Here is a 24,080-nt window from a genome sequence, read left to right as displayed (position 1 = left end):
CACAAGTCTTTTGACTTGTGTTTTTTTGTTTTTAAACAGTACACGAAAGAAGTAAAGGGAATACATAAGTAATACAAACACGTTGCCCAAGAATAAATCATATTATATAAGAAATTGATGTATATTTTCCGGAAATTTGTTAAGGAATAGAGGTATATAATATGTTTACTTAAAAAGGGAGGAAAGATTATGAAATTACCAAGTGAAATTTGCATCGTTTGTGAGACAAAAAGAGGAGAAGGAATATATGTATATAATAATTTAATATGTTATGAGTGCGAAAGAAATCTGGTGAATACTGAAACAAATGACCCGAAGTATATACATTATTTAACACAACTGCGAAAATTAGAAGTATCATATTTTTAAATAGGCATTATGCCTATTATTTTTTTTGCCCTAATATCTGTATAATAGATACAGAATGAATAATAAGGAAGAGATGTATATGAATCAAAATCGTATGCCTTTATATGAGGCGTTAATGGAATTTAAAGAAAGGCGACTACTATCTTTTCATGTTCCGGGTCATAAGAATGGTTTAAACTTCCCTAAGAAAGCTTCAGGGGGGTTTAAGGACATATTATCGATTGATGTAACAGAGTTAACAGGATTAGATGATTTACATAGTCCGTTTGAATGTATAGATGAAGCACAGCAATTATTAGCTGAAGTATATGGCGTGCACAAAAGTTATTTTTTAATTAATGGTTCAACAGTTGGAAATTTAGCAATGATTTTATCTTGCTGCGGCGAACATGATATTGTCCTCGTACAAAGAAATTGTCATAAATCAATCATTAATGGTTTGAAATTAGCAGGGGCGAATCCGGTCTTTTTAAACCCATGGATTGATGAAGTACATAACGTACCAGTAGGTGTTCATGATGACATTATTAAGGAGGCAATTACAAAGTATCCAAATGCAAAAGCACTTATTTTAACACATCCTAATTACTATGGTATGGGAATTGATTTAGAGGCAAGTATTGCTTACGCACATGCACATAAAATTCCTGTTCTAGTAGATGAAGCCCATGGGGCACATTTTTGTATAGGGGACCCCTTCCCGAAGTCAGCATTAGTTTATGGTGCGGATATTGTGGTTCATTCCGCACATAAAACATTACCTGCGATGACAATGGGATCTTATTTACATATAAATAGCCGTTTAGTGAGCGAAGAAAAAGTTTCCGCCTATTTAAGTATGCTACAATCTAGTAGCCCATCGTATCCAATTATGGCTTCTCTTGATATAGCACGTTTTGCAATAGCAGTTATAAAGGAAGAGGGTCATGATGAAATTGTTGAGTTTTTACGCCGATTTAAAGAAGGATTGCGATCTATCCCACAAATAGCCATCTTGCAATATCCATCGCAAGATGAATTAAAGGTTACGGTGCAAACTCGCTGTCAGTTATCGGGGTATGAATTACAGTCTGTATTTGAAAAGGTCGGTATATATACGGAAATGGCAGATCCATATAACGTCCTATTTATATTACCGTTACAAGTAAATGAGGGGTATATGAAAGCTATAGAGATAATTCGAGTAGCTTTGCAGCAATATAAGGTAAAAGACAAGACAGCATCAATTCGTTATACTTATAAAGGGGAGATTTCCCCTTTACCGTATACGTATAAACAATTAGAGAGATACGAAACGAAGTTAGTATCTCTAGAAGAAGGCGTTGGTATGATAGCGGCAGAAATGGTGATTCCGTATCCACCTGGAATTCCATTGATCATGTATGGAGAGAGAATTACTCAAGAACATACAAAGCAAATTACTCATTTAGAGAAAACAGGGGCTCGTTTTCAAGGTAGTACGAAATATATGAACGTGTATGATATAGAAAGTAGGTTTTAGGATGAAGGGATTATTTGTAACAATTGAAGGGCCAGAAGGTTCGGGTAAAACAACATTAATTAAAAGTTTATTACCATATTTTGAGCAAAAGGCACAAAAGGTAATGGCGACCAGGGAACCGGGCGGTATTGCAATTTCTGAAGATATTAGAACAATTTTACATAAACAAGAGTATACGATGATGGAGGCACGTACAGAGGCGCTCTTATATGCTGCTGCACGTAGACAACATTTAGTGGAAAAAGTTATGCCGGCACTTGAGGAAAACTATCTTGTACTATGTGATCGTTTTATAGATAGCTCTTTAGCGTATCAAGGGTATGCAAGAGGCTTAGGTATGGATAAAGTATTTGAAATTAATCGTTTCGCAACGGAAGATTGTATGCCTAGTTTAACAATCTATTTAGATATTGAGCCAGAGGTAGGTTTAGCACGAATTGAAAAAGATGCAGGACGTGAAGTAAATCGACTAGACATGGAAGATATCTCTTTCCATAAACGTGTGCGTGAAGGGTATTTACAAGTTGTAGAGCGTTTTTCTAATCGCATTGTATTAGTAAATGCTGATCAACCAATGAAAAAACTTATAGAAGAAGTTGTTCAGATTATAGAAGATAAATTGTTATAATAGAAGGAAAGAATGAAATAAGTGAGGTATGCAGTATGATAAATACGTGGGAGCAGCTTTCTGCTATACAGCCCATCGGTGTCAAAATGTTGATGAATAGCATTGCAAAAGAGCGTATATCCCACGCTTACTTGTTAGAGGGAGGGAAAGGGACTGGGAAGTTCGCCACAGCAATTCAAATGGCAAAAAGTTTCCTCTGTTCACAAAGAAATGGTGTAGAGCCTTGTCATGTATGTACGAATTGTCGCCGAATTGATTCAGGTAACTACCCCAACTTACATATTGTAAAACCAGATGGATTATCTATTAAAAAACAGCAAATTCACGATTTACAAGAAGAGTTTTCAAAAACAGGATTAGAAGCAAATAAAAAAGTATATATTATTGAGCATGCAGATCGTATGACAGCAAATGCAGCGAATACGCTGTTAAAGTTTTTAGAAGAACCAAGTAGTGATACAACAGCTATTTTACTTACTGAACAAAATCATCAGATTTTAAATACAATTTTATCTCGTTGTCAAGTTGTTACATTTAGACCGTTGCCTACAAAATCTTTAATTAAGAGATTAGAGGAAGAGGGTATTACAGTTTCTTTATCTACACTTGCTGCGCAGCTTACAAACAGTTTTGAAGAAGCTTTATTAATGTGTAATGATGAATGGTTTGCACAAGCGAGAGCTTTAGTGATAAAATTATGTGAAGCGCTCGAAAAAGATAAGGCCTCTATTTTTTTTGTACAAGAAAAATGGGGGAAGCACTTTGGAGAGAAAGAACAATTACAGCAAGGCTTAGATATGTTACTCCTTATTTATAAGGATTTATTATATGTTCAACTTGGAGAAGAAGATCGTCTTGTTTTTCATGAGCAGAAAGAGATGTTTGAATCCTTTTCTTATGCTCAGAAGCGCATTGTATCAGCTCTCTTTAATATATTAGAGGCAAAAAATAGAATCAACGCTAATGTAAATGCGCAGCTTGTGTTCGAACAGTTAGTGTTGCGGTTGCAGGAGGGATGACCGTTTTGTATGATGTAGTAGGTGTTCGCTTTAAGAAGGCCGGAAAGGTATATTACTTTGATCCAAATCAGTTCGATATCTCAGAAAATGAGTTTGTAATTGTAGAAACGGTAAGAGGTATTGAATACGGAAAAGTAGTTATTACCAAAAAGCAAGTTGATGAAAACGACGTTGTATTACCGCTTAAAAAAGTTATTCGTATTGCAAATGAAAATGATCGTACCATTGTTGAAGAGAATAGGCATGCTGCGAAAGAAGCATATCAAGTTTGTCAACAAAAGGTAGGAGAACATAATCTTGATATGAAGCTTGTAGATGTAGAGTATACGTTCGATCGTAATAAGATTATTTTTTACTTTACTGCGGATGGTCGGATTGATTTCCGGGAACTAGTGAAAGACTTAGCGGCAATTTTTAGGACAAGAATTGAGCTGAGACAGATAGGTGTTCGTGACGAAGCAAAAATGCTTGGTGGTATTGGTCCATGTGGTCGTATGCTTTGTTGTTCTACTTTCTTAGGAGATTTTGAACCTGTATCCATTAAAATGGCAAAGGATCAAAATTTATCATTAAATCCTGCAAAAATCTCTGGTTTATGTGGTCGCTTAATGTGTTGCTTAAAATATGAGAATGATGAATATGAGGCAGCAAAGGAACAACTTCCTGATTTAGATCAACGTATACAAACACCGCAAGGTACTGGCCGTGTTATCGGATTAAATATTTTAGAAAGATTAATTCAAGTGGAACTAGTAGACAAGGAACGGATAGTAGAATATACGTTAGATGAATTAATTAATAAAGGGGTCGTTTCGAGTCAAACCACAGATTAATGAGGTGGGTGCTTGTGGAGAAAAAGGATATTTTTGCATCGGTTTCTAGTATGGAAGAGCAAATTGGACATTTATACAAACAGTTGGGAGAATTAAAACAACATCTTGCAGAATTATTGGAAGAAAACCAACATATAAAAATGGAAAATGAAAATTTGCGACATCGTTTTGAAGAAGTGCAGAACAAGGAAAAACAAAAAACTCAAAAACGCAAAGAAATGAAGGCGAAGACAGATATTGGTGAAGGCTACGATAACCTAGCGAGACTATATCAAGAAGGTTTTCATATTTGCAATCTACATTATGGAAGTGTACGTAAAGAGGGAGATTGTTTATTCTGTCTGTCATTTTTAAATAAAAAGTGAGATTACCTTTCCAATATAATTGGAAAGGTAATTTTTTATACATGAGAGTAGAATGAAATTTATTTTCACATTAATAGAGGATGAAATAGGGTAGGTTAAGTGTAAGAAAGGGAGCAATATATGAATTTATATGAAGATGAGCGTTTAGATTACTTATTAGCGCAAGATATGAAGATTGTACAAAGTCCATCAGTATTTAATTTTTCTTTGGATGCTGTTTTACTTGCAAATTTTGCTTGGGTGCCAATTCAAAAAGGTAATTTACTTGATTTGTGTACAGGTAACGCAGTTATCCCTCTTTTATTAAGTACAAGGACAAAAGGGAAAATTACAGGTGTAGAAATTCAAGAGCGCTTATATGATATGGGAATAAGAAGCGTTCAATACAATAATTTAGAAGAAAGAATTCATTTAATCCATGGAGATTTGAAAGATATGCCGGAGAAACTTGGACGTCATCAATATGATGTTGTAACATGTAATCCTCCTTATTTTCAAACACCACAAACTTCTGAGAAGAATATCAATGAACATTTAGCGATAGCTCGTCATGAAATTATGTGCACATTAGAGGATGTTGTATATGCAAGTAGCCAGTTAGTGAAACAGGGTGGGAAAGTAGCATTTGTACATCGTCCAGGTCGTTTGCTCGACATCGTCACATTAATGCGTAAATACAAAATCGAACCGAAACGTGTGCGATTTGTTTATCCTAAGGCTGGTAAAGAAGCGAATACATTGTTAATTGAAGGAATTAAGGATGGGAATGCAGATTTAAAAATCTTACCACCTCTTTTTGTATATGAAGAAAACAACGAATATACAAAGGAGCTTCGTTCAATTTTATATGGAGAAGAATAAGCATTGTTTTTATGTGGTGGAGTGTTCTGATGGAAGTTATTATGCTGGATATACAAATCATATAGAAAAACGGATTCAGACCCATAATAGTGGAAAAGGTGCTAGATATACCCGCGCTAGGCTTCCAGTTGGTTTGAAATATGTAGAGGATCATGAGGATAAACGAACGGCTATGCAAGCTGAATATCACTTTAAACAGTTAACGAGGAAACAAAAAGAAGAATATATGCAAAAAGGAGAACGCTATGTGGCAGCAAAAAAGCTTTCAGCAAAATGAAAAGGGAGTTTTATATTTAGTACCGACTCCAATCGGAAATTTAGAGGATATGACATTTCGTGCAATCCGAATTTTAAAAGAGGCAGACATTATTGCTGCGGAAGATACAAGGCAAACGAAGAAACTTTGTAATTACTTTGAAATTGAAACACCAGTTATGAGTTATCATGAGCATAATAAAGGAGTAAGTGGACGGAAAATTTTAGATAAGTTAGAAGAAGGTAAGACTGTAGCCATTGTGAGCGATGCTGGTATGCCATGTATTTCAGATCCTGGTTATGATATCGTTGTAGAGGCTGTAGCAGAACAATATCATGTTATTCCGCTTCCTGGGGCAAATGCGGCTCTTACAGCATTAATTGCATCAGGACTTGAGACAAAACATTTTTATTTCTATGGTTTCCTGCAAAGAAATAAAAAGGGACGTAAGCTTGAATTAGAAAAACTACGCTATATTCCAACTACAATGATGTTTTACGAGGCACCGCATCGTTTAGATGACACTTTAATCTCTATGCAAGAAGTATTAGGAAATAGGGAAATCGTATTATGTCGTGAGCTAACGAAAAAATTTGAAGAGTTTATTCGTGGAACAATTGAAGAAGCGATTGAGTGGACGAAGCAAAATGAAGTTCGTGGTGAGTTTTGTATTTTAGTAGCAGGTTCAACAGAAGAACCTACTCAAGAAGAACAATGGTGGGAAGCTATTTCAGTATATAATCATATTGAACATTATATAAATGAAAAAGGTATGAATTCAAAAGAAGCGATTAAAACAGTTGCTAAAGACCGAGATTTGTCGAAACGTGATGTATATCAAATCTATCATGTTGATAAAAAATAAGCTTCTCATAATTGAGAAGCTTATTTTGCTGTTTCGATATAATCTTGAAGTTCGTTTAAGACCTGTTCAGCGCCTTCTTTACTTAAGATAATTTTACCTTCAGCTAAAGATAGGTTACCATCAGATACTTCACCAGTTACTTGGCAAGTCATGTTTGGTTTATATTTCTTTAAGATGATTTTTTCTTCATCCACGTAGATTTCAAGAGCATCCTTTTCTGCAATACCTAAAGTACGGCGTAATTCGATTGGAATTACTACACGACCTAATTCATCAACTTTACGAACGATACCAGTAGATTTCATAATTCTTTTCCTCCTAAATAAATAGTTTATAAGTTTCGAGTCTATTTTTTTGATTCGTCATTTTTCGACAAAATACCCTATGGACATATGATACCAATCATTTACATTTCCGTCAATTCTTAAATTCTATATTTTTAAAAAAGATTTATAGATTTTTATACTTCTTATATATAATAGAATGTGAGTCATTTCTATAATTGTTTCGTATTATTTTTTATAATATTTATACTTTTCGGAAAAATATTGTATATTTTTTTTGAATATGAGTAATAGATGATAAAGATATCGAGCATTAACTCGTTTTTATCCCGCTATTTGCGAGCAGTAAGACTCCCACTTCAAAATTTAGCCGGAGCAAAGAAGTTAAGTGGGAGATCAACTGCTCGTAAAAGCCCGATTGGTGTGGGCTGATAATCCATGGGGGATGAACCCTCCCCACGGATTAAAGTTTCACTTTATATATGAGTTTTTGATATACTGTTTATAAATACATATGAGGTTATTCGGGAGGTCCAAAACGATGAAAGAGGAAAATAAGTCCTTTTATATTACTACCCCAATTTATTATCCAAGTGGAAAGTTACACATTGGACATGCTTATACGACAGTAGCAGGAGATGCGATGGCACGATATAAGCGTATGCAAGGATACAATGTTCATTATTTAACAGGAACTGATGAGCATGGACAAAAGATCCAAAAGAAAGCAGAAGAACTAAATGTTACACCACAAGCATATGTGGATAACATTGTATCAGGGATTAAAGAACTTTGGGAGAAGATGGATATCTCTTATGATGATTTTATTCGTACAACTGAAGATCGTCATAAAGATGTTGTTGAGAAAATCTTCAAGCAGCTAGTAGATCAAGGTGATATTTATCTTGATGAATATGAAGGTTGGTATTCTGTACAAGATGAAACATTCTATACAGCGCATCAATTAGTAGATCCAATTATGGAAGGTGACAAAGTAGTTGGTGGGAAAAGCCCAGATAGTGGTCACGCTGTAGAACTTGTTCGCGAAGAATCGTATTTCTTTAGAATGGGTAAATATGTAGACCGACTATTAAAGTTCTATGAAGATAACCCTCATTTCATTCAGCCGGAGTCCCGTAAAAATGAAATGATTAATAACTTCATTAAACCAGGATTAGAAGATTTAGCTGTTTCTCGTACTTCATTTGACTGGGGAGTTCGTGTTCCAGGTAACCCAAAACACGTTATTTACGTGTGGGTAGATGCGTTGTCTAATTACATTACTGCACTAGGATATGGAACAGAAAATGAAGAGAAGTATAAAAAATTCTGGCCAGCAGATGTCCATTTAGTTGGGAAAGAAATCGTTCGTTTCCATACAATTTATTGGCCAATTATTTTAATGGCTTTAGATTTACCACTTCCGAAGAAAGTCTTTGCTCATGGCTGGATTTTAATGAAGGATGGAAAAATGAGTAAGTCAAAAGGAAACGTAGTAGATCCAGTTACACTAATTGATCGTTACGGATTAGATGCATTGCGTTACTACTTACTTCGCGAAGTTCCATTTGGATCTGATGGAGTATTCACACCAGAAGGATTTGTTGAACGAATCAACTTTGATTTAGCGAATGATTTAGGGAACTTATTAAATCGTACAGTAGCTATGATTGATAAATACTTTAATGGGGAAATCCCTGCATTTAAAGCAAATGTAACTGAGTTCGATGAAACGCTAGTGACATTTGCCAAAGATACATTGAAAAAAGTAGAAGAGGCAATGGAGAATATGGAGTTCTCTGTAGCGTTAAGTTCCATTTGGCAATTAGTTAGCCGTACGAACAAATATATTGATGAAACGCAGCCATGGGTATTAGCGAAGGATGAGAATGATCGTGAAAAACTTGCGTCTGTAATGGCCCACTTAGCTGAGGTACTTCGTCAAACAGGTATTATGCTTATGCCATTCCTAACAGTAGCACCAAGTAAGATGTTTGCTCAACTTGGGCTTACTGAAGAGGCGCATAAATCTTGGGAAAGCCTATCTACAATTGGATGTATTCCAGCTGGAACAAAAGTAGAAAAAGGAAACCCTATTTTCCCTCGTTTGGATATGGAAGTAGAAGTGGGGTATATTAAAGAACAAATGCAAGGTTCTGCTCCTAAAGTAGAAGAGAAAAAAGCAGAAGAACCAAAGGCAGAAGAAATTACAATTGATGATTTCTTTAAAGTAGAATTACGAGTAGCTGAAGTAATATCTGCTGAACCTGTGAAAAAAGCAGATAAGTTGTTAAAAATTCAGCTTGATTTAGGTACAGAGAAGCGTCAAGTGGTTTCTGGGATTGCTAAATTCTATTCCCCAGAAGAACTAAAAGGTAAAAAGGTTATTTGTGTAACGAATTTAAAACCTGTAAAATTACGTGGTGAATTATCACAAGGTATGATTTTAGCAGGTGAAGAGAATGGCGTATTGTCATTAGCATCGATTGACCAAAATTTACCAAATGGTACAAAAATCAAGTAATTGAGACAAGAAAAGAGATGTTTCACGTGTAACATTGGTGAAGCGTCTTTTTTCTTTTTACATTCCCTTTTTTTGCATTAAAATTGTAGTATTGTTATCGTTAAGTTAGAAAGAGCGTAGTTTTCTATGAGAGAATTGATTTCAATATAAAAGGAGCTATTTATTATGTTGTTTGATACACATTCACATTTAAATGCAGAGCAATTTGAAGAAGATTTACAAGAAGTTATCGCGAGGATGAAAGAAGCGGGAGTTACCTATACAGTTGTTGTTGGATTTGATGAAGTAACGATAAAGAAAGCAATTGAATTAGCAGAGGCTTATGATTTTATTTACGCTGCAGTTGGATGGCATCCCGTTGATGCAATCGACATGAATGAAGAACATTTAGCTTGGTTAGAAGAATTAGCTGCTCACCCTAAAGTAGTTGCCATTGGAGAAATGGGATTAGATTATCACTGGGATAAGTCTCCAAAAGAAATACAGAAGGAAGTATTCCGTAAACAAATTGCATTAGCAAAAAAGGTGAAATTACCGATTATTATACATAACCGCGATGCAACTCAAGATATTGTTGATATCCTAGAGGAAGAGAATGCAGCTGAAGTAGGAGGCATTATGCATTGCTTTAGCGGTAGTGTAGAAGTAGCGCAGCGATGTGTCGATATGAACTTTTTAATTTCATTAGGTGGGCCAGTAACATTTAAAAATGCCAAGAAACCGAAAGAAGTTGCTATGGAGATTCCGTTAGAAAAATTATTGATAGAGACAGATTGTCCATATTTAACACCACACCCATTTCGAGGGAAACGAAATGAACCGAGTTATGTAAAACTGGTAGCAGAAGAAATTGCGAATTTAAAAGGAATTTCTTATGAGGAAGTAGCACAAACAACAACAAAGAATGCCAAAGCCTTATTTGGTGTTGAATAAAAAAGAATGGGGAGTCCCATTCTTTTTTTGTTTTTTGAGAAGAGAGATAATAGAAATGATAAGAACCCACTATTTACTCATAACATAAGTGTAGAAATATTGCGGATAAATTAAGATAGAGATAGAAGTGTTACAATAAGGGGAGTGAACAAAGATTTTTCTCTTCTACTTTTTAAAATGTAAGATTGGGAAAATAATAATGGAAAAGTCGTCATTTTTTTGTTTTACTAAGTAGAGATGAAACGAGTGTGGAGGCAAGCATGAAAATTAAAGAGATTATCGTTGTAGAAGGTAAAGATGATACAGTTGCGATTAAACGTGCTGTTGATGGAGATACAATCGAAACGAACGGTTCAGCAATCGGTGATCATGTTATTGAGCGAGTGAAATTAGCGCAGCAAAAACGAGGCGTTATTATTTTCACAGATCCAGATTATCCTGGAGAGCGTATTCGAAAGATTATTTCTGACAAGGTTCCTGGATGTAAGCATGCTTTTTTACCGAAGGAAGAAGCACTTGCGAAAAGGAAGAAAGGCGTTGGAATCGAACATGCTTCTAATGAGTCGATTCGCCGTGCTTTAGAGAATATACATGAAGAAATGGAAGCTTACACAAGTGAAATTAGTTGGAGTGACCTAGTCGATGCGGGCTTAGTGGGCGGAGAAATGGCAAAGAGTCGCAGAGAAAGAGTGGGTAAGCTATTAAAGATTGGTTATACAAATGCAAAACAGTTACATAAACGTTTACAAATGTTTCAAGTTTCAAAGGAATCATTTGCAGAAGCTTATAAGCAAGTAATACAGGAGGAAAAAAAATGAAGGATATCGCAACACCAAATCGTACGAAAGACATTGTTGAAAAGTATGGATTTTCATTCAAAAAAAGTTTAGGACAAAATTTTTTAATTGATACAAATGTATTAAATCGTATCGTTGATCACGCAGAAATCGGTTCAGAAAGTGGCGCAATTGAAATTGGACCAGGTATCGGTGCGTTAACAGAGCAATTGGCGAAGCGTGCTAAAAAAGTAGTGGCTTTTGAAATTGATCAGAGATTATTACCAATTTTAGACGAGACGTTAGCTCCATATAGCAACGTTACAGTTATAAATAAAGATGTACTAAAAGCAGATGTACATGAAGTGTTTAGTGAGCAATTTGAAGAAGGGCAAGATGTAATGGTAGTAGCTAACTTACCATACTATATTACAACGCCAATTTTATTTAAATTGCTTGAAGAAAAATTACCGGTTCGTGGATTTGTTGTTATGATGCAAAAAGAAGTTGGGGATCGTTTAGCTGCTAAACCAGGAACGAAAGAGTATGGTTCTTTATCAATTGCCATTCAGTATTATACAGAGGTAGAAACAGTTATGACTGTACCGCGTACAGTGTTTGTGCCACAACCAAATGTTGATTCTGCGATTATCCGTCTTCTAAAGCGTCCTAAACCAGTTGTAGAAGTGACAGATGAAACTTTCTTCTTTGAAGTAGTACGAGCAAGTTTCGCACAGCGTCGTAAAACTTTAATGAATAACTTATCAAATAATTTAAATGGTTTCCCGAAAGATAAAGAGCTGTTGGATCGAATTTTAACAGAGGTAGGAATTGATCCGAAGCGAAGAGGCGAAACGCTATCTATCGAAGAGTTTGCAACATTAAGTAATGCATTAATTCTTCATAAATTGTCATAAGAATATGAAAGGGACAGTTCAACTTGAACTGTCCCTTTTGTCACCTTTCCTTTCCTAAATTCATACTTTAAAAACAGGTAAGATGGCCTAACGAGTTTGGAGGTAGGAGAATGGCTTTACATGTTGGAGAATTAGTTGAACGATATTCTCATAATAGGGATATTCTTTTTCGTATTATAGAAATAAAAGGCGATATGGCAATATTATTTGGAGAGGAAATTAGACTTGTGGCGGATGCACCACTTGCAGATTTAGTTAGTATAGATCAACGAGAACATAAAAATAGAGTGAAGCGTGAAAAAGAAACGATGGAGCGTACTTACCGGTTGTTTCAGCAAGATTACGTGTTGATGAAACAAAGACATGAACATAATTCAACTGGTGGATATACAAGTGAAGTGAATTATTTTCAAATGCCAGGGCGTGTATTGCATATAGATGGAGATCCTTTATATTTGCGCAAGTGCTTAGATTTATATAATAAAATAGGCGTTCCTGTTCAAGGTATTCATTGTAAGGAAACGGAGATGCATGAAAAGGTAGTAGATTTAATAGATCATTTTCGCCCAGACATTTTAGTTATTACAGGACATGATGCCTATACAAAGTCAAAAGGAGTTATGGGAGATTTAGCAGCATATAGACATTCTAGACATTTTGTACAGGCTGTTCGAGAAGTGCGGAAAAAGTATCCATCATTAGATCAACTCGTTATTTTTGCTGGGGCTTGTCAATCACACTTTGAGGCGTTGATTCGAGCAGGTGCTAATTTTGCTAGTTCACCGTCTAGAATTAATATTCATGCTCTAGATCCGGTATATGTAGTTGGCAAAGTTAGTTTCACCTCATTTATGGAAAGAGTCAATGTATGGGACGTTGTGCGTAATACAATTACTGGTGAAAAGGGACTAGGAGGAATTGAAACAAGAGGGATTTTACGAACGGGATTACCCTTTCAACATTATGATGAATGAGCAAGGTACATACGTATCTTGCTTTTTTTATGTGGAAATGATTTAAATGAATCTGGATAAAAAGCGACAAGAATGTGCAGACTATACAATGATACTTGTACAATATAGTATTTCTTCTATCTATTCGAACGCATGATGCTTTTATAATGATATTGTCTGTAAATTGCGGTTAATAATTGGGATAGATATATCGTGTTTTAAGTGTTCAATCTAAATTACAGCGAGGTGTAGCAAGGTATATGTCAAAACGTTTAGATGAAATTAAAAGCGAATTAGATCACCATCTTGGACAGCGACTTGTGTTAAAGGCAAATAGCGGAAGAAGAAAAACTGTGGAGCAATCGGGTGTACTTGCAGAAACGTATCGTTCTGTGTTTGTTGTCCAGTTAGATCAGCAAGAAGATGCATTGCAACGTGTATCTTATAGTTATGCAGATGTTTTAACAGAGACAGTAGAGTTAACATTTTACGATGAACCTCATAATGAAGCATTTTATAATTAATGTGTTACTTGTTACATATATTCCCACAAATGAAAAGCTATATTATTTTGCATACTAATTATACCGTAGCAAAATAAGGAGGGACTCTGCATTGAGTAGACGAAGAGGAGTCATGTCAAATCAATTTAAAGAAGAGCTTGCAAAAGAGCTTGGCTTTTATGATGTTGTTCAGAAAGAAGGATGGGGCGGAATTCGTGCGAAAGATGCTGGTAATATGGTGAAACGTGCTATAGAAATTGCAGAACAGCAATTAATGAAGCAAAACCAGTAGTTGTAAGATACTTTCTATGCTGCGGTAGCCGAGGAGAGATTCCTCGGCTTTTTGCACGCTAAAAGGTGCCATCATTTTACATAAGTAGTTTCATTCTGAATGCTTTTCGTTATAATTAGGGAAGTGTCATCGTCTTACTATAAATTTATGGTAAAATAAACGATAAAAGATTGAGTACATAGAGTGGGTGAATAGATTGAAGCTACTAGTGAAAGCACCAGCAAAGATTAATCTGTCGTTAGATGTACTGGGAAAAAGACAAGATGGATATCATGAAGTAAAAATGATTATGACAACAATCGACTTAGCAGATCGTTTAGAGCTAATGGAATTAGCAGAAGACCGTATTGAAATTTTGTCCCATAATCGGTATGTCCCAGACGACCAACGCAACTTAGCTTATCAAGCAGCGAAATTATTAAAAGAGAAGTTTAATGTGAAAAAAGGTGTATCTATTACTATTGAAAAAACGATTCCAGTAGCAGCTGGATTAGCAGGTGGAAGTAGTGATGCAGCAGCGACATTACGCGGCCTTAATAAGTTATGGGATTTAGGGCTTACAATTAAGGAATTAGCAGAGCTTGGCGCAGAAATTGGATCAGATGTATCGTTCTGTGTATATGGCGGAACTGCAATTGCCACTGGAAGAGGAGAAAAAATTGAACATATAAAGACTCCACCTTCTTGTTGGGTTATTTTAGCAAAGCCCCACATCGGTGTATCTACTGCTGATGTGTATGGAAATTTAAAATTAAATCGTGTTACACATCCAAATGTAGATAAAATGGTTGAAGTTATTAATGACGGGGACTATAAAGGAATTTGTGATACTGTTGGCAACATTTTAGAAGATGTGACGTTTGTGATGCATCCTGAGGTTGCACGTATTAAGGCGCAGATGAAACGATTCGGTGCGGATGCCGTATTAATGAGTGGAAGTGGCCCAACTGTATTTGGTCTTGTACACCATGATTCGCGAATGCATCGTATATATAACGGTTTAAAAGGATTTTGCGAACAAGTATATGCAGTTCGTTTATTAGGAGAGCGAGAAACGCTTGAATAAAGACGTATAATACGTTATGATTTGTTTAGAATATTCGTGATTTGAGGTGAGAGTATGAAAATTAGACGAAGTACAAGATTGGTCGATCTGACTTATTACTTGCTACAAAATCCTCGTCAGCTAGTTTCCCTCACTTTTTTTGCTGAAAGGTATCAATCGGCTAAATCTTCCATTAGTGAAGATCTAGTTATTATTAAGCAAACGTTTGAACAACAAGGGGTCGGCACATTACAAACGATACCAGGAGCAGCAGGAGGAGTGAAATATATTCCCTATATAAGTGAAGAAGAGGCGAATCTGATTATTAATGAGCTTTGTAGCTTATTTGAAAAACCAGACCGTATTTTGCCTGGCGGTTACTTATATATGACGGATCTTTTAAGTAATCCTCGCCAAATTAATGGTGCAGGTCGTTTATTTGCTTCTGTTTTTGCTAGGCAACCAATTGATGCGGTTATGACGGTAGCGACAAAAGGAATTCCGCTTGCTTATGCAGTAGCGAACTACTTAGATGTACCGGTAGTAATTGCGAGAAAAGATAATAAGGTAACAGAAGGACCCACTGTTAGTATTAACTATGTATCAGGTTCCTCTAAGCGAATCCAAACGATGACTTTAGCAAAGCGTAGCCTTCCAGAAGGATCCAATGTTTTAATTATTGATGACTTTATGAAAGCTGGCGGAACCATTCAAGGCATGATGAGCATGCTAGAAGAGTTTAAAGCTAATGTTGTTGGAATTGGCGTATTAGTAGAGTCTACGGATATTGAAGAAAGACTTATTAATAACTTTGTATCATTAATTCGTCTGTCAGAAGTTGATGTGAAAGAAAAAGCGATTCAAGTGGAAAAGGGAAATTATTCACTTGCACCATTTGATAAAGGGCTTGTAGAGGCTGAGTAAAAAGGTAAAGCAGATAGCTTTACCTTTTTTTATTCCTATTTATAAATTACAAAATAGATGGACAAACTGCCTTTGGTACACTATTTTTAAAGAGTAAAAATAAATAATAAAAGGGTGAAAAGTATGAAAGTTGTTCAAACAAGCAAAGCACCACAGGCAATCGGACCATATTCACAAGGGATTATTGTAAATAATATGTTCTATAGTTCAGGACAAATTCCGTTAACGGCAAGTGGAGAACTTGTAACAGGAGATGTAACAGTACAAACAGAGCAAGTATTTGAAAATTTACAAGCGGTATTAGCAGAAGCAGGTGCTTCATTTGATACAGTGGTAAAAACAACAGTATTCTTAAAGGATATGGATGATTTTAATGCTGTTAATGAAGTATACGGTTCTTATTTCTCTACTCATAAACCAGCGCGTTCTTGTGTACAAGTAGCAAAATTACCGAAAGATGTTTCTGTTGAAATCGAAGTAATTGCCCTAGTTAAGTAACTCTTTGTAAGCGATAACCTCTACTAATCCTTATATTCAACTAACTTAAAAATTTTTATCTTAAAAATTTTTAAAAAATTAAAGGGAAAATAGAAAATTTGTGGAATTTATACAAATATATCGCTTATTTAGAAAAGGGTGGTGAACACAAGATGGAAGTGACTGACGTAAGATTACGCCGCGTAAACACAGAAGGCCGCATGAGAGCAATTGCCTCTATTACTCTAGACCATGAATTTGTTGTTCATGATATTCGTGTAATTGATGGTAATAATGGATTATTTGTAGCAATGCCAAGTAAACGTACTCCAGATGGAGAATTCCGTGACATTGCACATCCAATTAATTCTAATACACGCTCTAAAATTCAAGATGCGGTTTTAACAGAGTATCATCGTTTAGGCGAGTTAGAAGAGGTTGAGTTTGAAGAAGCAGGCGCTTCGTAAAATTCGAATGAAAAGGGCTTTTGAAAGAAAGTCTTATAATTTTGTAGCAAACTCCTGTAAGCATTTACAGGAGTTTGTTTTTTTTTTGAATAATACACGTTTCTAATTATAAAAATTCATATTTTGAAAAAATAAAGATGAAAAACTTCTAATTTTTTCAAAATCATTTAAAATAGTATAGCTTATTCCTTAAAAAAGATACTAAAGAGTAAAACATCTTATAAGAATTATGGTAAAATTTAATAGTTATAATGTGTTTCTTGAAATATATGATGATTTAGGATAATATCGTTAATGGATAAATAGGTTGCGATGGAGGGTCTATATGTCAAACAGATTTGCAGTGATTCTAGCTGCAGGTAAAGGCACACGTATGAAGTCCAAGCTATACAAAGTGCTGCATCCTGTATGTGGAAAACCAATGGTACAACATGTAGTCAATGAAGTATCTCAATTAGGATTGCAGAAACTTGTAACAGTCGTTGGACATGGTGCTGAAAAGGTACAAGAACAGCTAGGAAATGTAAGTGAGTTTGCATTACAAGCAGAACAACTTGGTACAGCTCATGCTGTCGATCAAGCTGCAAGTGTACTTGCAAATGAAGAAGGAACAACTTTAGTTATTTGTGGTGATACACCTCTAATAACTGCTGAAACGATGGAAGCATTGCTTCAGCAACACGAAGAAGCGGGAGCAATGGCGACGGTACTAACAGCGTACATAGAAGAGCCTGCTGGATATGGCCGTATCGTTCGTAATGAGAATGGTCATGTTGAAAAGATTGTTGAGCATAAGGATGCAAATGAAAAAGAATTAGCTATTAAAGAAATCAATACAGGTACGTATTGTTTTGATAATAAAGCTTTATTTGCTTCACTTTCTAAAGTTTCAAATGATAATGTACAGGGCGAATATTACCTTCCGGACGTTATTGAAATTTTAAAAAATGAGGGTCATATTGTATCAGCTTATCAAACAGAGCACTTCGATGAAACGTTAGGTGTTAACGACAGAGTCGCTCTATCGCAAGCGGAAATTATTATGAAAAATCGTATCAACCGAAAGAACATGGTAAATGGTGTTACAATTATTGATCCAAGTAACACATACATTTCTGCGGATGCAATTATTGGTAGTGATACAGTTCTTCACCCAGGAACGGTTATTGAGGGTAACACTGTAATTGGTTCGGATTGTGAAATTGGACCGCATACAGTAATTCGCGATAGTGAAATTGGAGATCGTACGGTAATTCGTCAATCTACTGTACATGACAGCAAACTTGGTACAGAAGTATCGGTTGGTCCATTTGCACATATTCGCCCAGATTCAGTTATTGGAGATGAAGTGCGCGTTGGAAACTTCGTAGAAATCAAAAAAACTGTTTTTGGTAATAGAAGTAAAGCTTCACACTTAAGTTATATCGGGGATGCACAAGTTGGAGAAGACGTGAATCTTGGTTGTGGTTCAATTACGGTGAACTACGACGGCAAGAATAAATTTAAAACTGTAATTGGTAACGGGGTATTTATTGGATGTAATTCAAATCTTGTTGCTCCTGTAACAGTTGAAGATGGTGCTTATGTGGCAGCAGGCTCTACAATAACAGAGAATGTTCCATCAAAAGCATTATCAGTAGCACGTGCACGTCAAGTTAACAAAGAAGACTATGTTGATCAATTGCTGAATAAGAAAAAATCATAATGTGGAGGGTTAATCTAGATGTCGACTCAATATCTAAATTCTAATTTGAAAGTATTCTCTTTAAACTCTAATAAGGAACTTGCTGAGCAAATCGCAAAGCATATTGGAGTAGGACTAGGAAAATGTTCTGTTGATCGTTTTAGTGATGGAGAAGTTCAAATTAACATTGAAGAAAGTATCCGTGGTTGCGATGTATTCATTATTCAATCTACAAGCTTCCCAGTAAACGAACATATCATGGAATTACTTATTATGATTGATGCATTGAAACGTGCATCTGCAAAAACAATTAATATTGTTATTCCTTACTATGGTTATGCGCGTCAAGACCGTAAAGCGCGTTCTCGTGAACCAATTACATCGAAACTTGTAGCAAACTTGCTTGAAACAGCAGGTGCAACTCGTGTAATCACTCTAGATTTACATGCTCCACAAATTCAAGGATTCTTTGATATCCCGATCGACCACTTAATGGGTGTACCGATTCTTTCAGATTACTTTGAAGCAAAAGGCCTTAAAGATATCGTAATCGTATCTCCTGATCACGGTGGTGTAACGCGTGCTAGAAAAATGGCGGATCGCCTAAAAGCGCCAATCGCTATTATTGATAAGCGTCGTCCTCGTCCGAATGTATCGGAGGTAATGAACATTATCGGTAACATTGAAGGCAAAACAGCAATTTTAATTGATGACATCATTGATACAGCTGGTACAATTACATTAGCGGCAAACGCTCTTGTTGAGAACGGTGCTTCTGAAGTATATGCTTGCTGTACACACCCAGTATTATCTGGCCCAGCAATTGAGCGTATTCAAAATTCGAATATTAAAGAGTTAGTTGTAACGAACTCTATTGTATTACCAGAAGAGAAGAAAATTGATAAAGTACATGAACTTTCAGTTGCTCCATTAATCGGAGAAGCAATCATTCGTGTATACGAAGAAGAATCTGTAAGTGTATTATTCAATTAATTGGATAGAATGAGACGTAACCAAGCTTGGTTACGTCTTTTCGTATCGAAAAAAGAAAGTAGTGGTACAAGAATGAAATTAATAGTAGGACTTGGGAACCCAGGTAGAGAATATGAATTAACAAGGCATAATATTGGATTTATGGCGATCGATGAACTTGCAAAGCGTTGGAGTATTTCTTTGAATGAACAAAAGTTTAAAGGAGTATTTGGCGCTGGCTTTGTTAATGGGGAAAAAGTAATCTTACTAAAGCCACTTACATATATGAATTTATCTGGGGAAAGTATCCGTCCGCTCATGGATTATTATAAAATTGATGTTGAGGACTTCATTGTTATGTACGATGATTTAGATATTCCTGTAGGTAAGTTACGCCTTCGCATGAAAGGTAGTGCGGGTGGACATAATGGTGTGAAATCAACAATTTCGCATTTAGGAACACAAGAATTTCAACGTATCCGTATGGGAATCGATCGTCCGAAAAATGGGATGAAAGTAGTGGATTACGTATTAGGACGTTTTACATCTGAAGAAATATCTGGCGTTAATCAATCCATTGAAAATGCAGCAGATGCATGTGAGGAATGGCTAAATAAACCTTTTCTCCAAATCATGAATACTTTTAATAGTTAAGCGCACAATCTGGAATATTTTATTTTGTTTTATCCCATACTAGTAGCAATTGGATATTTAGGAGGCTAGTATGGAAGGTTATTATTACTGTAGACATTGCGGAAGTAATGTGGGCTCCATTATCGCAGAAAAAGTATATAGCAACGTTTTGTTTCAACTAACAGAGCAAGAAGTAGTGGATATGATTCATTTTCATGAGAATGGAAATATATATATAAAAACGATTTGTGAATCGTGTCAAGAAACGCTCGCATCTTATCCTGAGTATTATGAATATGAAAAATTTCTGCAATAAAATGTTGTCGCTTTGGCATGTCCAAAGCATTTTTCTGTTTTCTTTTTCCGAAATATTTGCATAAAATATAGTAACTTGCTCTTTATGTTGAGAGGAGTTTTGAAAATGATAGGTTTATTAGAGCAATTTTATAAAAATGAAGAAATACAATCGGTTATTAATGGGCTAGAAGATGGGTTGAAAGAACAACTTGTATCGGGTATGGCAACATCCTCTCGTTCATTATTAATGGCAGCTTTATATAAAAAAACAAAGCAATCACAACTTATTGTGACGCACAATTTATACCAAGCACAAAAAGTACATGAAGATTTAGTGGCGTTACTTGGTGAAAAAGATGTTTGGCTATATCCGGTAAATGAATTGATAGCATCGGAAGTTGGTGTTGCAAGTCCAGAATTGAAGGCGCAGCGTATTGAAGTGTTAAATCGCTTAGCGGCGGGAGAGAATGGGATTATTGTAGCGCCAGTTGCAGGGCTGCGTAGGTTTTTACCAATAAAAGAATTATGGAAGCAAAGGCAAATTGAAATCAATCTAGGGCAAGAGATTGATTTAGATGCGCTCTTGCATACCTTACATCATATTGGCTACGAGCGTAAGTCGATGGTAGAAGCTCCAGGAGAGTTTAGTTTGCGCGGGGGAATATTAGATATTTACCCATTAACTGAAGAATTACCATTTCGTATTGAATTCTTTGATACACAGGTTGATTCTATTCGATTATTTGATGTGGAAGAACAGCGCTCTCAAGATAAAAGGGAAAGTGTTCGGTTTGGTCCGGCAACAGAGTTTTTATTTTCACAGGAAGAATTGAAATCGGGAATTAAGCATCTTGAAGAAGGTTTGACTAAGACGATGCAAAAGCTTTCCGATGATAAATTAAAGACTGCTGTACTTGAGACGGTTAGTCATGAAATTGAAATGTTGAAAAACGGACAAAGTATAGAACAAATGTTTAAATATTTATCTATTTTCTATAAAGAACCTGCTAGTCTGATAGATTATTTACCAGAAAACGGTGTTGTAATTTTAGATGAGATTTCCCGTATTCAAGAAACAGCATCACATCTTGAAACCGAAGAAGCGGAATGGTATATCTCACTTCTTGGCGAAGGAACAATTATTCAGGATTTATCTTTCTCCCACTCATTTGAGGAATTTCTTCATAATAAAAAAAGAAGTTTTGTATATTTAACGTTATTCTTACGCCATATAGCACACACACATCCTCAAAACATTGTGAACGTGACATGTAAAACGATGCAAGATTTCCACGGACAGATGCAGTTGTTAAAAACTGAAATTGATAGATGGAATGAAGGGCATTTTACGACCGTTGTGCTTGGAACAGATGAGGAACGCGTAAAAAAACTACAACATATTTTAAGTGATTATGATATTGATGCAGACATTGTAGAGGCCACAGATGTCTTATTGCCTGGAAGGTTACAAATTGCTGTAGGTGATTTACATGCAGGCTTTGAAATGCCGATGCAAAAGTTTGTTGTCATTACTGAAAAGGAGCTTTTTCATAAGAAGGTTAAAAAATCACAACGTAAGCAAAAGTTATCTAACGCTGAACGTATTAAAAGTTATTCGGAATTAAAAGTTGGAGACCATGTAGTTCATGTAAATCATGGTATAGGTAAATTTTTAGGTATTGAGACATTAGAGATTAATGGTGTTCATAAAGATTATTTAAATATTAAATATCAAGGTAATGATAAGTTATACGTTCCAATTGAACAAATTGATCAAGTGCAAAAATACGTAGGGTCTGAAGGTAAGGATCCAAAAGTTTATAAATTAGGCGGAAATGATTGGAAGAAGGTCAAAACGAAAGTTGAAAAATCTGTACAAGACATTGCAGATGACCTAATTAAATTATATGCCGAGCGTGAAGCTTCGAAAGGTTATGCATATACACCAGATACGGCAGAACAACAGGAATTTGAATCCTCTTTCCCATATCAAGAGACAGAGGATCAATTACGTTCTATTGAAGAGATTAAGAAAGATATGGAACGCGGACGTCCGATGGATAGGCTTCTTTGTGGCGACGTAGGATATGGAAAGACTGAAGTAGCTATTCGTGCGGCATTTAAAGCAATTATGGATGAAAAACAAGTTGCGATTTTAGTACCGACAACAATCCTTGCACAACAACACTATGAAACAATTCGAGAGCGTTTTCAAGATTACCCGATTAATATAGGGTTACTAAGTAGATTCCGCACACGAAAACAACAAAATGAAACGATTAAAGGTTTAAAAGATGGAACGGTGGATATTGTAATCGGAACACATCGTATTTTATCTAAAGATGTTACGTATAAAGATTTAGGACTTCTTATTATTGATGAAGAACAAAGATTCGGCGTTACACATAAAGAAAAAATTAAACAATTGAAAGCAAATGTTGACGTGTTAACATTAACGGCAACTCCGATTCCACGTACACTTCATATGTCTATGCTTGGTGTGCGCGATTTATCTGTTATTGAGACACCACCAGAGAATCGTTTCCCAGTACAAACATATGTAGTAGAGTATAATCCAGCGTTAATGAGAGAAGCGATAGAGCGAGAGTTGGCAAGAGGCGGTCAAATTTACTTCCTATATAACCGTGTGGAGGATATTGAAAGAAAAGCAGATGAAATTTCGATGTTAGTTCCAGATGCTCGTGTAACATACGCACATGGGAAAATGAATGAAGGTGAATTAGAGTCTGTTATGCTATCGTTTTTAGAAGGGCAGCATGATGTTCTTGTAAGTACAACAATTATCGAGACGGGTGTAGATATTCCGAATGTAAATACATTAATTGTATTTGATGCAGATCGTATGGGATTATCGCAGTTGTATCAGCTTCGTGGGCGTGTTGGACGTTCTAATCGCGTCGCGTATGCCTACTTTGCATACAAACGTGATAAAGTGTTATCGGAAGTTGCAGAGAGGCGTCTGCAGGCAATTAAAGAGTTTACAGAGCTTGGATCTGGTTTCAAAATTGCGATGAGAGACTTATCAATTCGTGGTGCGGGTAATTTGTTAGGGGCAGAACAACATGGATTTATTGATTCTGTCGGATTTGATCTATATTCTCAAATGTTAAAAGATGCAATTGAGCAACGTAGAGGGACAGATGGAGTTGAAAATACCGTTAATGTTGAAATTGATTTAGAAGTAGACGCATATTTACCGGATGCGTATATTTCAGATAGTAAACAAAAAATTATGATGTATAAACAATTTAGAGGTATTTCTGCAATTGAAGATATTGAAGAGTTGCAGGAAGAGATGATCGACAGATTTGGTGATTATCCACAAGAAGTTGGTTATTTATTACAAATTGCAAACATTAAAGTGTTGGCGATGAAAGAACAAATTGAGTTAATTAAGCAAAATAAGTTTGAAGTAACATTCCTGTTTTCTGAACAAGCGAGCCAAAATATAGATGGTGGAAAATTATTCATGCTAGGAAGTAGTTTTGGTCGTATGATCGGTCTTGGTATGGAGGGGTCACAATTGAAAATTGTGATGAAAACGAATGGATTAGAGACATCGAAATGGTTAACAATTGCTGAAAATTTATTAAAAGGCTTACCAGATGTAAAAAAAGAAGTAATAAATGCCTAATATAAGATAAAAAATACAATTCGACGTGCATAGAAGAACTAATGTGT

Annotated in this window: 26 protein-coding genes; 25 read left to right on the top strand and 1 reads right to left on the bottom strand. The window is 35.7% G+C overall.

Annotated features, from left to right (window positions below):
• The first annotated feature begins 189 nt into the window (after positions 1-189).
• The 9 genes from JTF23_RS24765 (at position 190) to rsmI (ending at position 6,697) form a co-directional block, all read left to right on the top strand.
• Positions 190-369, top strand: coding sequence for a sigma factor G inhibitor Gin (locus JTF23_RS24765; RefSeq protein ID WP_002159645.1), 180 nt, complete (start codon positions 190-192; stop codon positions 367-369).
• 79 nt (positions 370-448) lie between these two features.
• The gene (locus JTF23_RS24760) at positions 449-1,870 is read left to right on the top strand and encodes an aminotransferase class I/II-fold pyridoxal phosphate-dependent enzyme (RefSeq protein WP_204209998.1); all 1,422 of its coding nucleotides are present in this window, start codon (positions 449-451) and stop codon (positions 1,868-1,870) included.
• A gap of 1 nt (position 1,871) precedes the next feature.
• Complete coding sequence (tmk, locus tag JTF23_RS24755; RefSeq protein WP_002107283.1) at positions 1,872-2,498, top strand: dTMP kinase; 627 nt, start codon at positions 1,872-1,874, stop codon at positions 2,496-2,498.
• Between the two features lie 35 nt (positions 2,499-2,533).
• Positions 2,534-3,517: a DNA polymerase III subunit delta' gene (gene holB, locus JTF23_RS24750; protein ID WP_204209997.1), complete on the top strand. Its 984-nt coding sequence runs from the start codon at positions 2,534-2,536 to the stop codon at positions 3,515-3,517.
• 5 nt (positions 3,518-3,522) lie between these two features.
• A complete protein-coding gene (locus tag JTF23_RS24745; RefSeq protein ID WP_002144546.1) occupies positions 3,523-4,350 on the top strand; it encodes a PSP1 domain-containing protein in 828 nt (275 codons plus the stop codon).
• Between the two features lie 14 nt (positions 4,351-4,364).
• Positions 4,365-4,715, top strand: coding sequence for a DNA replication initiation control protein YabA (gene yabA, locus JTF23_RS24740; protein WP_002009639.1), 351 nt, complete (start codon positions 4,365-4,367; stop codon positions 4,713-4,715).
• Between the two features lie 120 nt (positions 4,716-4,835).
• Positions 4,836-5,576 carry a tRNA1(Val) (adenine(37)-N6)-methyltransferase gene (locus JTF23_RS24735; RefSeq protein WP_002113257.1) on the top strand — a complete coding sequence of 247 codons (741 nt, stop codon included), beginning with the start codon at positions 4,836-4,838 and terminating at the stop codon, positions 5,574-5,576.
• Complete coding sequence (locus JTF23_RS24730) at positions 5,563-5,853, top strand: GIY-YIG nuclease family protein (protein ID WP_002107287.1); 291 nt, start codon at positions 5,563-5,565, stop codon at positions 5,851-5,853. Before JTF23_RS24735 ends, JTF23_RS24730 begins: the two co-directional genes overlap by 14 nt.
• A complete protein-coding gene (rsmI, locus tag JTF23_RS24725) occupies positions 5,822-6,697 on the top strand; it encodes a 16S rRNA (cytidine(1402)-2'-O)-methyltransferase (protein WP_002159640.1) in 876 nt (291 codons plus the stop codon). Before JTF23_RS24730 ends, rsmI begins: the two co-directional genes overlap by 32 nt.
• Before the next feature lie 20 nt (positions 6,698-6,717).
• On the opposite strand, the gene JTF23_RS24720 is transcribed toward rsmI, so the two are convergent.
• Entirely contained in the window at positions 6,718-7,002 is a 285-nt protein-coding gene (locus JTF23_RS24720; protein ID WP_002063374.1) for a transition state genes transcriptional regulator AbrB, read from the bottom strand.
• Between the two features lie 520 nt (positions 7,003-7,522).
• On the opposite strand from JTF23_RS24720, the gene metG reads away from it, so the two are divergent.
• The 16 genes from metG (at position 7,523) to mfd (ending at position 24,033) form a co-directional block, all read left to right on the top strand.
• Positions 7,523-9,505: a methionine--tRNA ligase gene (gene metG / locus JTF23_RS24715; protein ID WP_252188046.1), complete on the top strand. Its 1,983-nt coding sequence runs from the start codon at positions 7,523-7,525 to the stop codon at positions 9,503-9,505.
• A 165-nt stretch (positions 9,506-9,670) separates the two neighbouring features.
• Positions 9,671-10,438, top strand: a complete 768-nt coding sequence (locus JTF23_RS24710) for a TatD family hydrolase (RefSeq protein WP_002159638.1) — start codon at positions 9,671-9,673, stop codon at positions 10,436-10,438.
• Between the two features lie 260 nt (positions 10,439-10,698).
• Positions 10,699-11,256 (top strand): ribonuclease M5, encoded by a 558-nt coding sequence (gene rnmV / locus JTF23_RS24705; RefSeq protein ID WP_002159637.1) that lies wholly within the window; start codon positions 10,699-10,701, stop codon positions 11,254-11,256.
• Complete coding sequence (rsmA, locus tag JTF23_RS24700) at positions 11,253-12,131, top strand: 16S rRNA (adenine(1518)-N(6)/adenine(1519)-N(6))-dimethyltransferase RsmA (protein WP_002091590.1); 879 nt, start codon at positions 11,253-11,255, stop codon at positions 12,129-12,131. Before rnmV ends, rsmA begins: the two co-directional genes overlap by 4 nt.
• A 110-nt stretch (positions 12,132-12,241) precedes the next feature.
• Positions 12,242-13,105 carry a sporulation peptidase YabG gene (yabG, locus tag JTF23_RS24695; protein WP_002107293.1) on the top strand — a complete coding sequence of 288 codons (864 nt, stop codon included), beginning with the start codon at positions 12,242-12,244 and terminating at the stop codon, positions 13,103-13,105.
• Positions 13,106-13,344: 239 nt separating this feature from the next.
• Positions 13,345-13,608 carry a biofilm formation stimulator Veg gene (gene veg / locus JTF23_RS24690; protein ID WP_002107294.1) on the top strand — a complete coding sequence of 88 codons (264 nt, stop codon included), beginning with the start codon at positions 13,345-13,347 and terminating at the stop codon, positions 13,606-13,608.
• Between the two features lie 91 nt (positions 13,609-13,699).
• Positions 13,700-13,879: an acid-soluble spore protein SspF gene (gene sspF, locus JTF23_RS24685; protein WP_001985066.1), complete on the top strand. Its 180-nt coding sequence runs from the start codon at positions 13,700-13,702 to the stop codon at positions 13,877-13,879.
• A 196-nt stretch (positions 13,880-14,075) separates the two neighbouring features.
• Positions 14,076-14,945 (top strand): 4-(cytidine 5'-diphospho)-2-C-methyl-D-erythritol kinase, encoded by an 870-nt coding sequence (gene ispE / locus JTF23_RS24680; protein ID WP_131232837.1) that lies wholly within the window; start codon positions 14,076-14,078, stop codon positions 14,943-14,945.
• 54 nt (positions 14,946-14,999) lie between these two features.
• A complete protein-coding gene (gene purR / locus JTF23_RS24675) occupies positions 15,000-15,848 on the top strand; it encodes a pur operon repressor (protein WP_002159635.1) in 849 nt (282 codons plus the stop codon).
• 123 nt (positions 15,849-15,971) lie between these two features.
• On the top strand, positions 15,972-16,346 hold the full coding sequence (locus JTF23_RS24670; RefSeq protein WP_000869819.1) for a RidA family protein: 375 nt from the start codon (positions 15,972-15,974) through the stop codon (positions 16,344-16,346).
• Positions 16,347-16,498: 152 nt separating this feature from the next.
• Complete coding sequence (spoVG, locus tag JTF23_RS24665) at positions 16,499-16,792, top strand: septation regulator SpoVG (protein ID WP_000454042.1); 294 nt, start codon at positions 16,499-16,501, stop codon at positions 16,790-16,792.
• Between the two features lie 325 nt (positions 16,793-17,117).
• Positions 17,118-18,497: a bifunctional UDP-N-acetylglucosamine diphosphorylase/glucosamine-1-phosphate N-acetyltransferase GlmU gene (glmU, locus tag JTF23_RS24660; RefSeq protein WP_002091584.1), complete on the top strand. Its 1,380-nt coding sequence runs from the start codon at positions 17,118-17,120 to the stop codon at positions 18,495-18,497.
• Between the two features lie 18 nt (positions 18,498-18,515).
• Positions 18,516-19,469, top strand: a complete 954-nt coding sequence (locus JTF23_RS24655) for a ribose-phosphate diphosphokinase (RefSeq protein WP_002091580.1) — start codon at positions 18,516-18,518, stop codon at positions 19,467-19,469.
• A gap of 72 nt (positions 19,470-19,541) precedes the next feature.
• Positions 19,542-20,102 carry an aminoacyl-tRNA hydrolase gene (gene pth / locus JTF23_RS24650; protein WP_002144538.1) on the top strand — a complete coding sequence of 187 codons (561 nt, stop codon included), beginning with the start codon at positions 19,542-19,544 and terminating at the stop codon, positions 20,100-20,102.
• A gap of 70 nt (positions 20,103-20,172) precedes the next feature.
• Positions 20,173-20,397: an anti-sigma-F factor Fin gene (locus JTF23_RS24645; protein ID WP_204209995.1), complete on the top strand. Its 225-nt coding sequence runs from the start codon at positions 20,173-20,175 to the stop codon at positions 20,395-20,397.
• A 105-nt stretch (positions 20,398-20,502) separates the two neighbouring features.
• Entirely contained in the window at positions 20,503-24,033 is a 3,531-nt protein-coding gene (mfd, locus tag JTF23_RS24640) for a transcription-repair coupling factor (protein WP_078181057.1), read from the top strand.
• Positions 24,034-24,080: the final 47 nt, after the last annotated feature.

It is taken from the genome of Bacillus sp. RIT 809, assembly GCF_016892495.1.
Taxonomy (GTDB): Bacteria; Bacillota; Bacilli; order Bacillales; family Bacillaceae_G; genus Bacillus_A; species Bacillus_A cereus_U.
Note: the sequence above shows the minus strand (reverse complement) of the source record. Positions and strands in the feature narration are given on the sequence as shown.

Coding starts and splice junctions, on each gene's coding strand:
- JTF23_RS24765 (WP_002159645.1), top strand. CDS start 190: ATGAAATTACCAAGTGAAATTTGCATCGTTTGTGAGACAAAAAGAGGA.
- JTF23_RS24760 (WP_204209998.1), top strand. CDS start 449: ATGAATCAAAATCGTATGCCTTTATATGAGGCGTTAATGGAATTTAAA.
- tmk (WP_002107283.1), top strand. CDS start 1,872: ATGAAGGGATTATTTGTAACAATTGAAGGGCCAGAAGGTTCGGGTAAA.
- holB (WP_204209997.1), top strand. CDS start 2,534: ATGATAAATACGTGGGAGCAGCTTTCTGCTATACAGCCCATCGGTGTC.
- JTF23_RS24735 (WP_002113257.1), top strand. CDS start 4,836: ATGAATTTATATGAAGATGAGCGTTTAGATTACTTATTAGCGCAAGAT.
- JTF23_RS24730 (WP_002107287.1), top strand. CDS start 5,563: ATGGAGAAGAATAAGCATTGTTTTTATGTGGTGGAGTGTTCTGATGGA.
- rsmI (WP_002159640.1), top strand. CDS start 5,822: ATGTGGCAGCAAAAAAGCTTTCAGCAAAATGAAAAGGGAGTTTTATAT.
- JTF23_RS24720 (WP_002063374.1), bottom strand. CDS start 7,002: ATGAAATCTACTGGTATCGTTCGTAAAGTTGATGAATTAGGTCGTGTA.
- metG (WP_252188046.1), top strand. CDS start 7,523: ATGAAAGAGGAAAATAAGTCCTTTTATATTACTACCCCAATTTATTAT.
- JTF23_RS24710 (WP_002159638.1), top strand. CDS start 9,671: ATGTTGTTTGATACACATTCACATTTAAATGCAGAGCAATTTGAAGAA.
- rnmV (WP_002159637.1), top strand. CDS start 10,699: ATGAAAATTAAAGAGATTATCGTTGTAGAAGGTAAAGATGATACAGTT.
- rsmA (WP_002091590.1), top strand. CDS start 11,253: ATGAAGGATATCGCAACACCAAATCGTACGAAAGACATTGTTGAAAAG.
- yabG (WP_002107293.1), top strand. CDS start 12,242: ATGGCTTTACATGTTGGAGAATTAGTTGAACGATATTCTCATAATAGG.
- veg (WP_002107294.1), top strand. CDS start 13,345: ATGTCAAAACGTTTAGATGAAATTAAAAGCGAATTAGATCACCATCTT.
- purR (WP_002159635.1), top strand. CDS start 15,000: ATGAAAATTAGACGAAGTACAAGATTGGTCGATCTGACTTATTACTTG.
- JTF23_RS24670 (WP_000869819.1), top strand. CDS start 15,972: ATGAAAGTTGTTCAAACAAGCAAAGCACCACAGGCAATCGGACCATAT.
- spoVG (WP_000454042.1), top strand. CDS start 16,499: ATGGAAGTGACTGACGTAAGATTACGCCGCGTAAACACAGAAGGCCGC.
- glmU (WP_002091584.1), top strand. CDS start 17,118: ATGTCAAACAGATTTGCAGTGATTCTAGCTGCAGGTAAAGGCACACGT.
- JTF23_RS24655 (WP_002091580.1), top strand. CDS start 18,516: ATGTCGACTCAATATCTAAATTCTAATTTGAAAGTATTCTCTTTAAAC.
- pth (WP_002144538.1), top strand. CDS start 19,542: ATGAAATTAATAGTAGGACTTGGGAACCCAGGTAGAGAATATGAATTA.
- JTF23_RS24645 (WP_204209995.1), top strand. CDS start 20,173: ATGGAAGGTTATTATTACTGTAGACATTGCGGAAGTAATGTGGGCTCC.
- mfd (WP_078181057.1), top strand. CDS start 20,503: ATGATAGGTTTATTAGAGCAATTTTATAAAAATGAAGAAATACAATCG.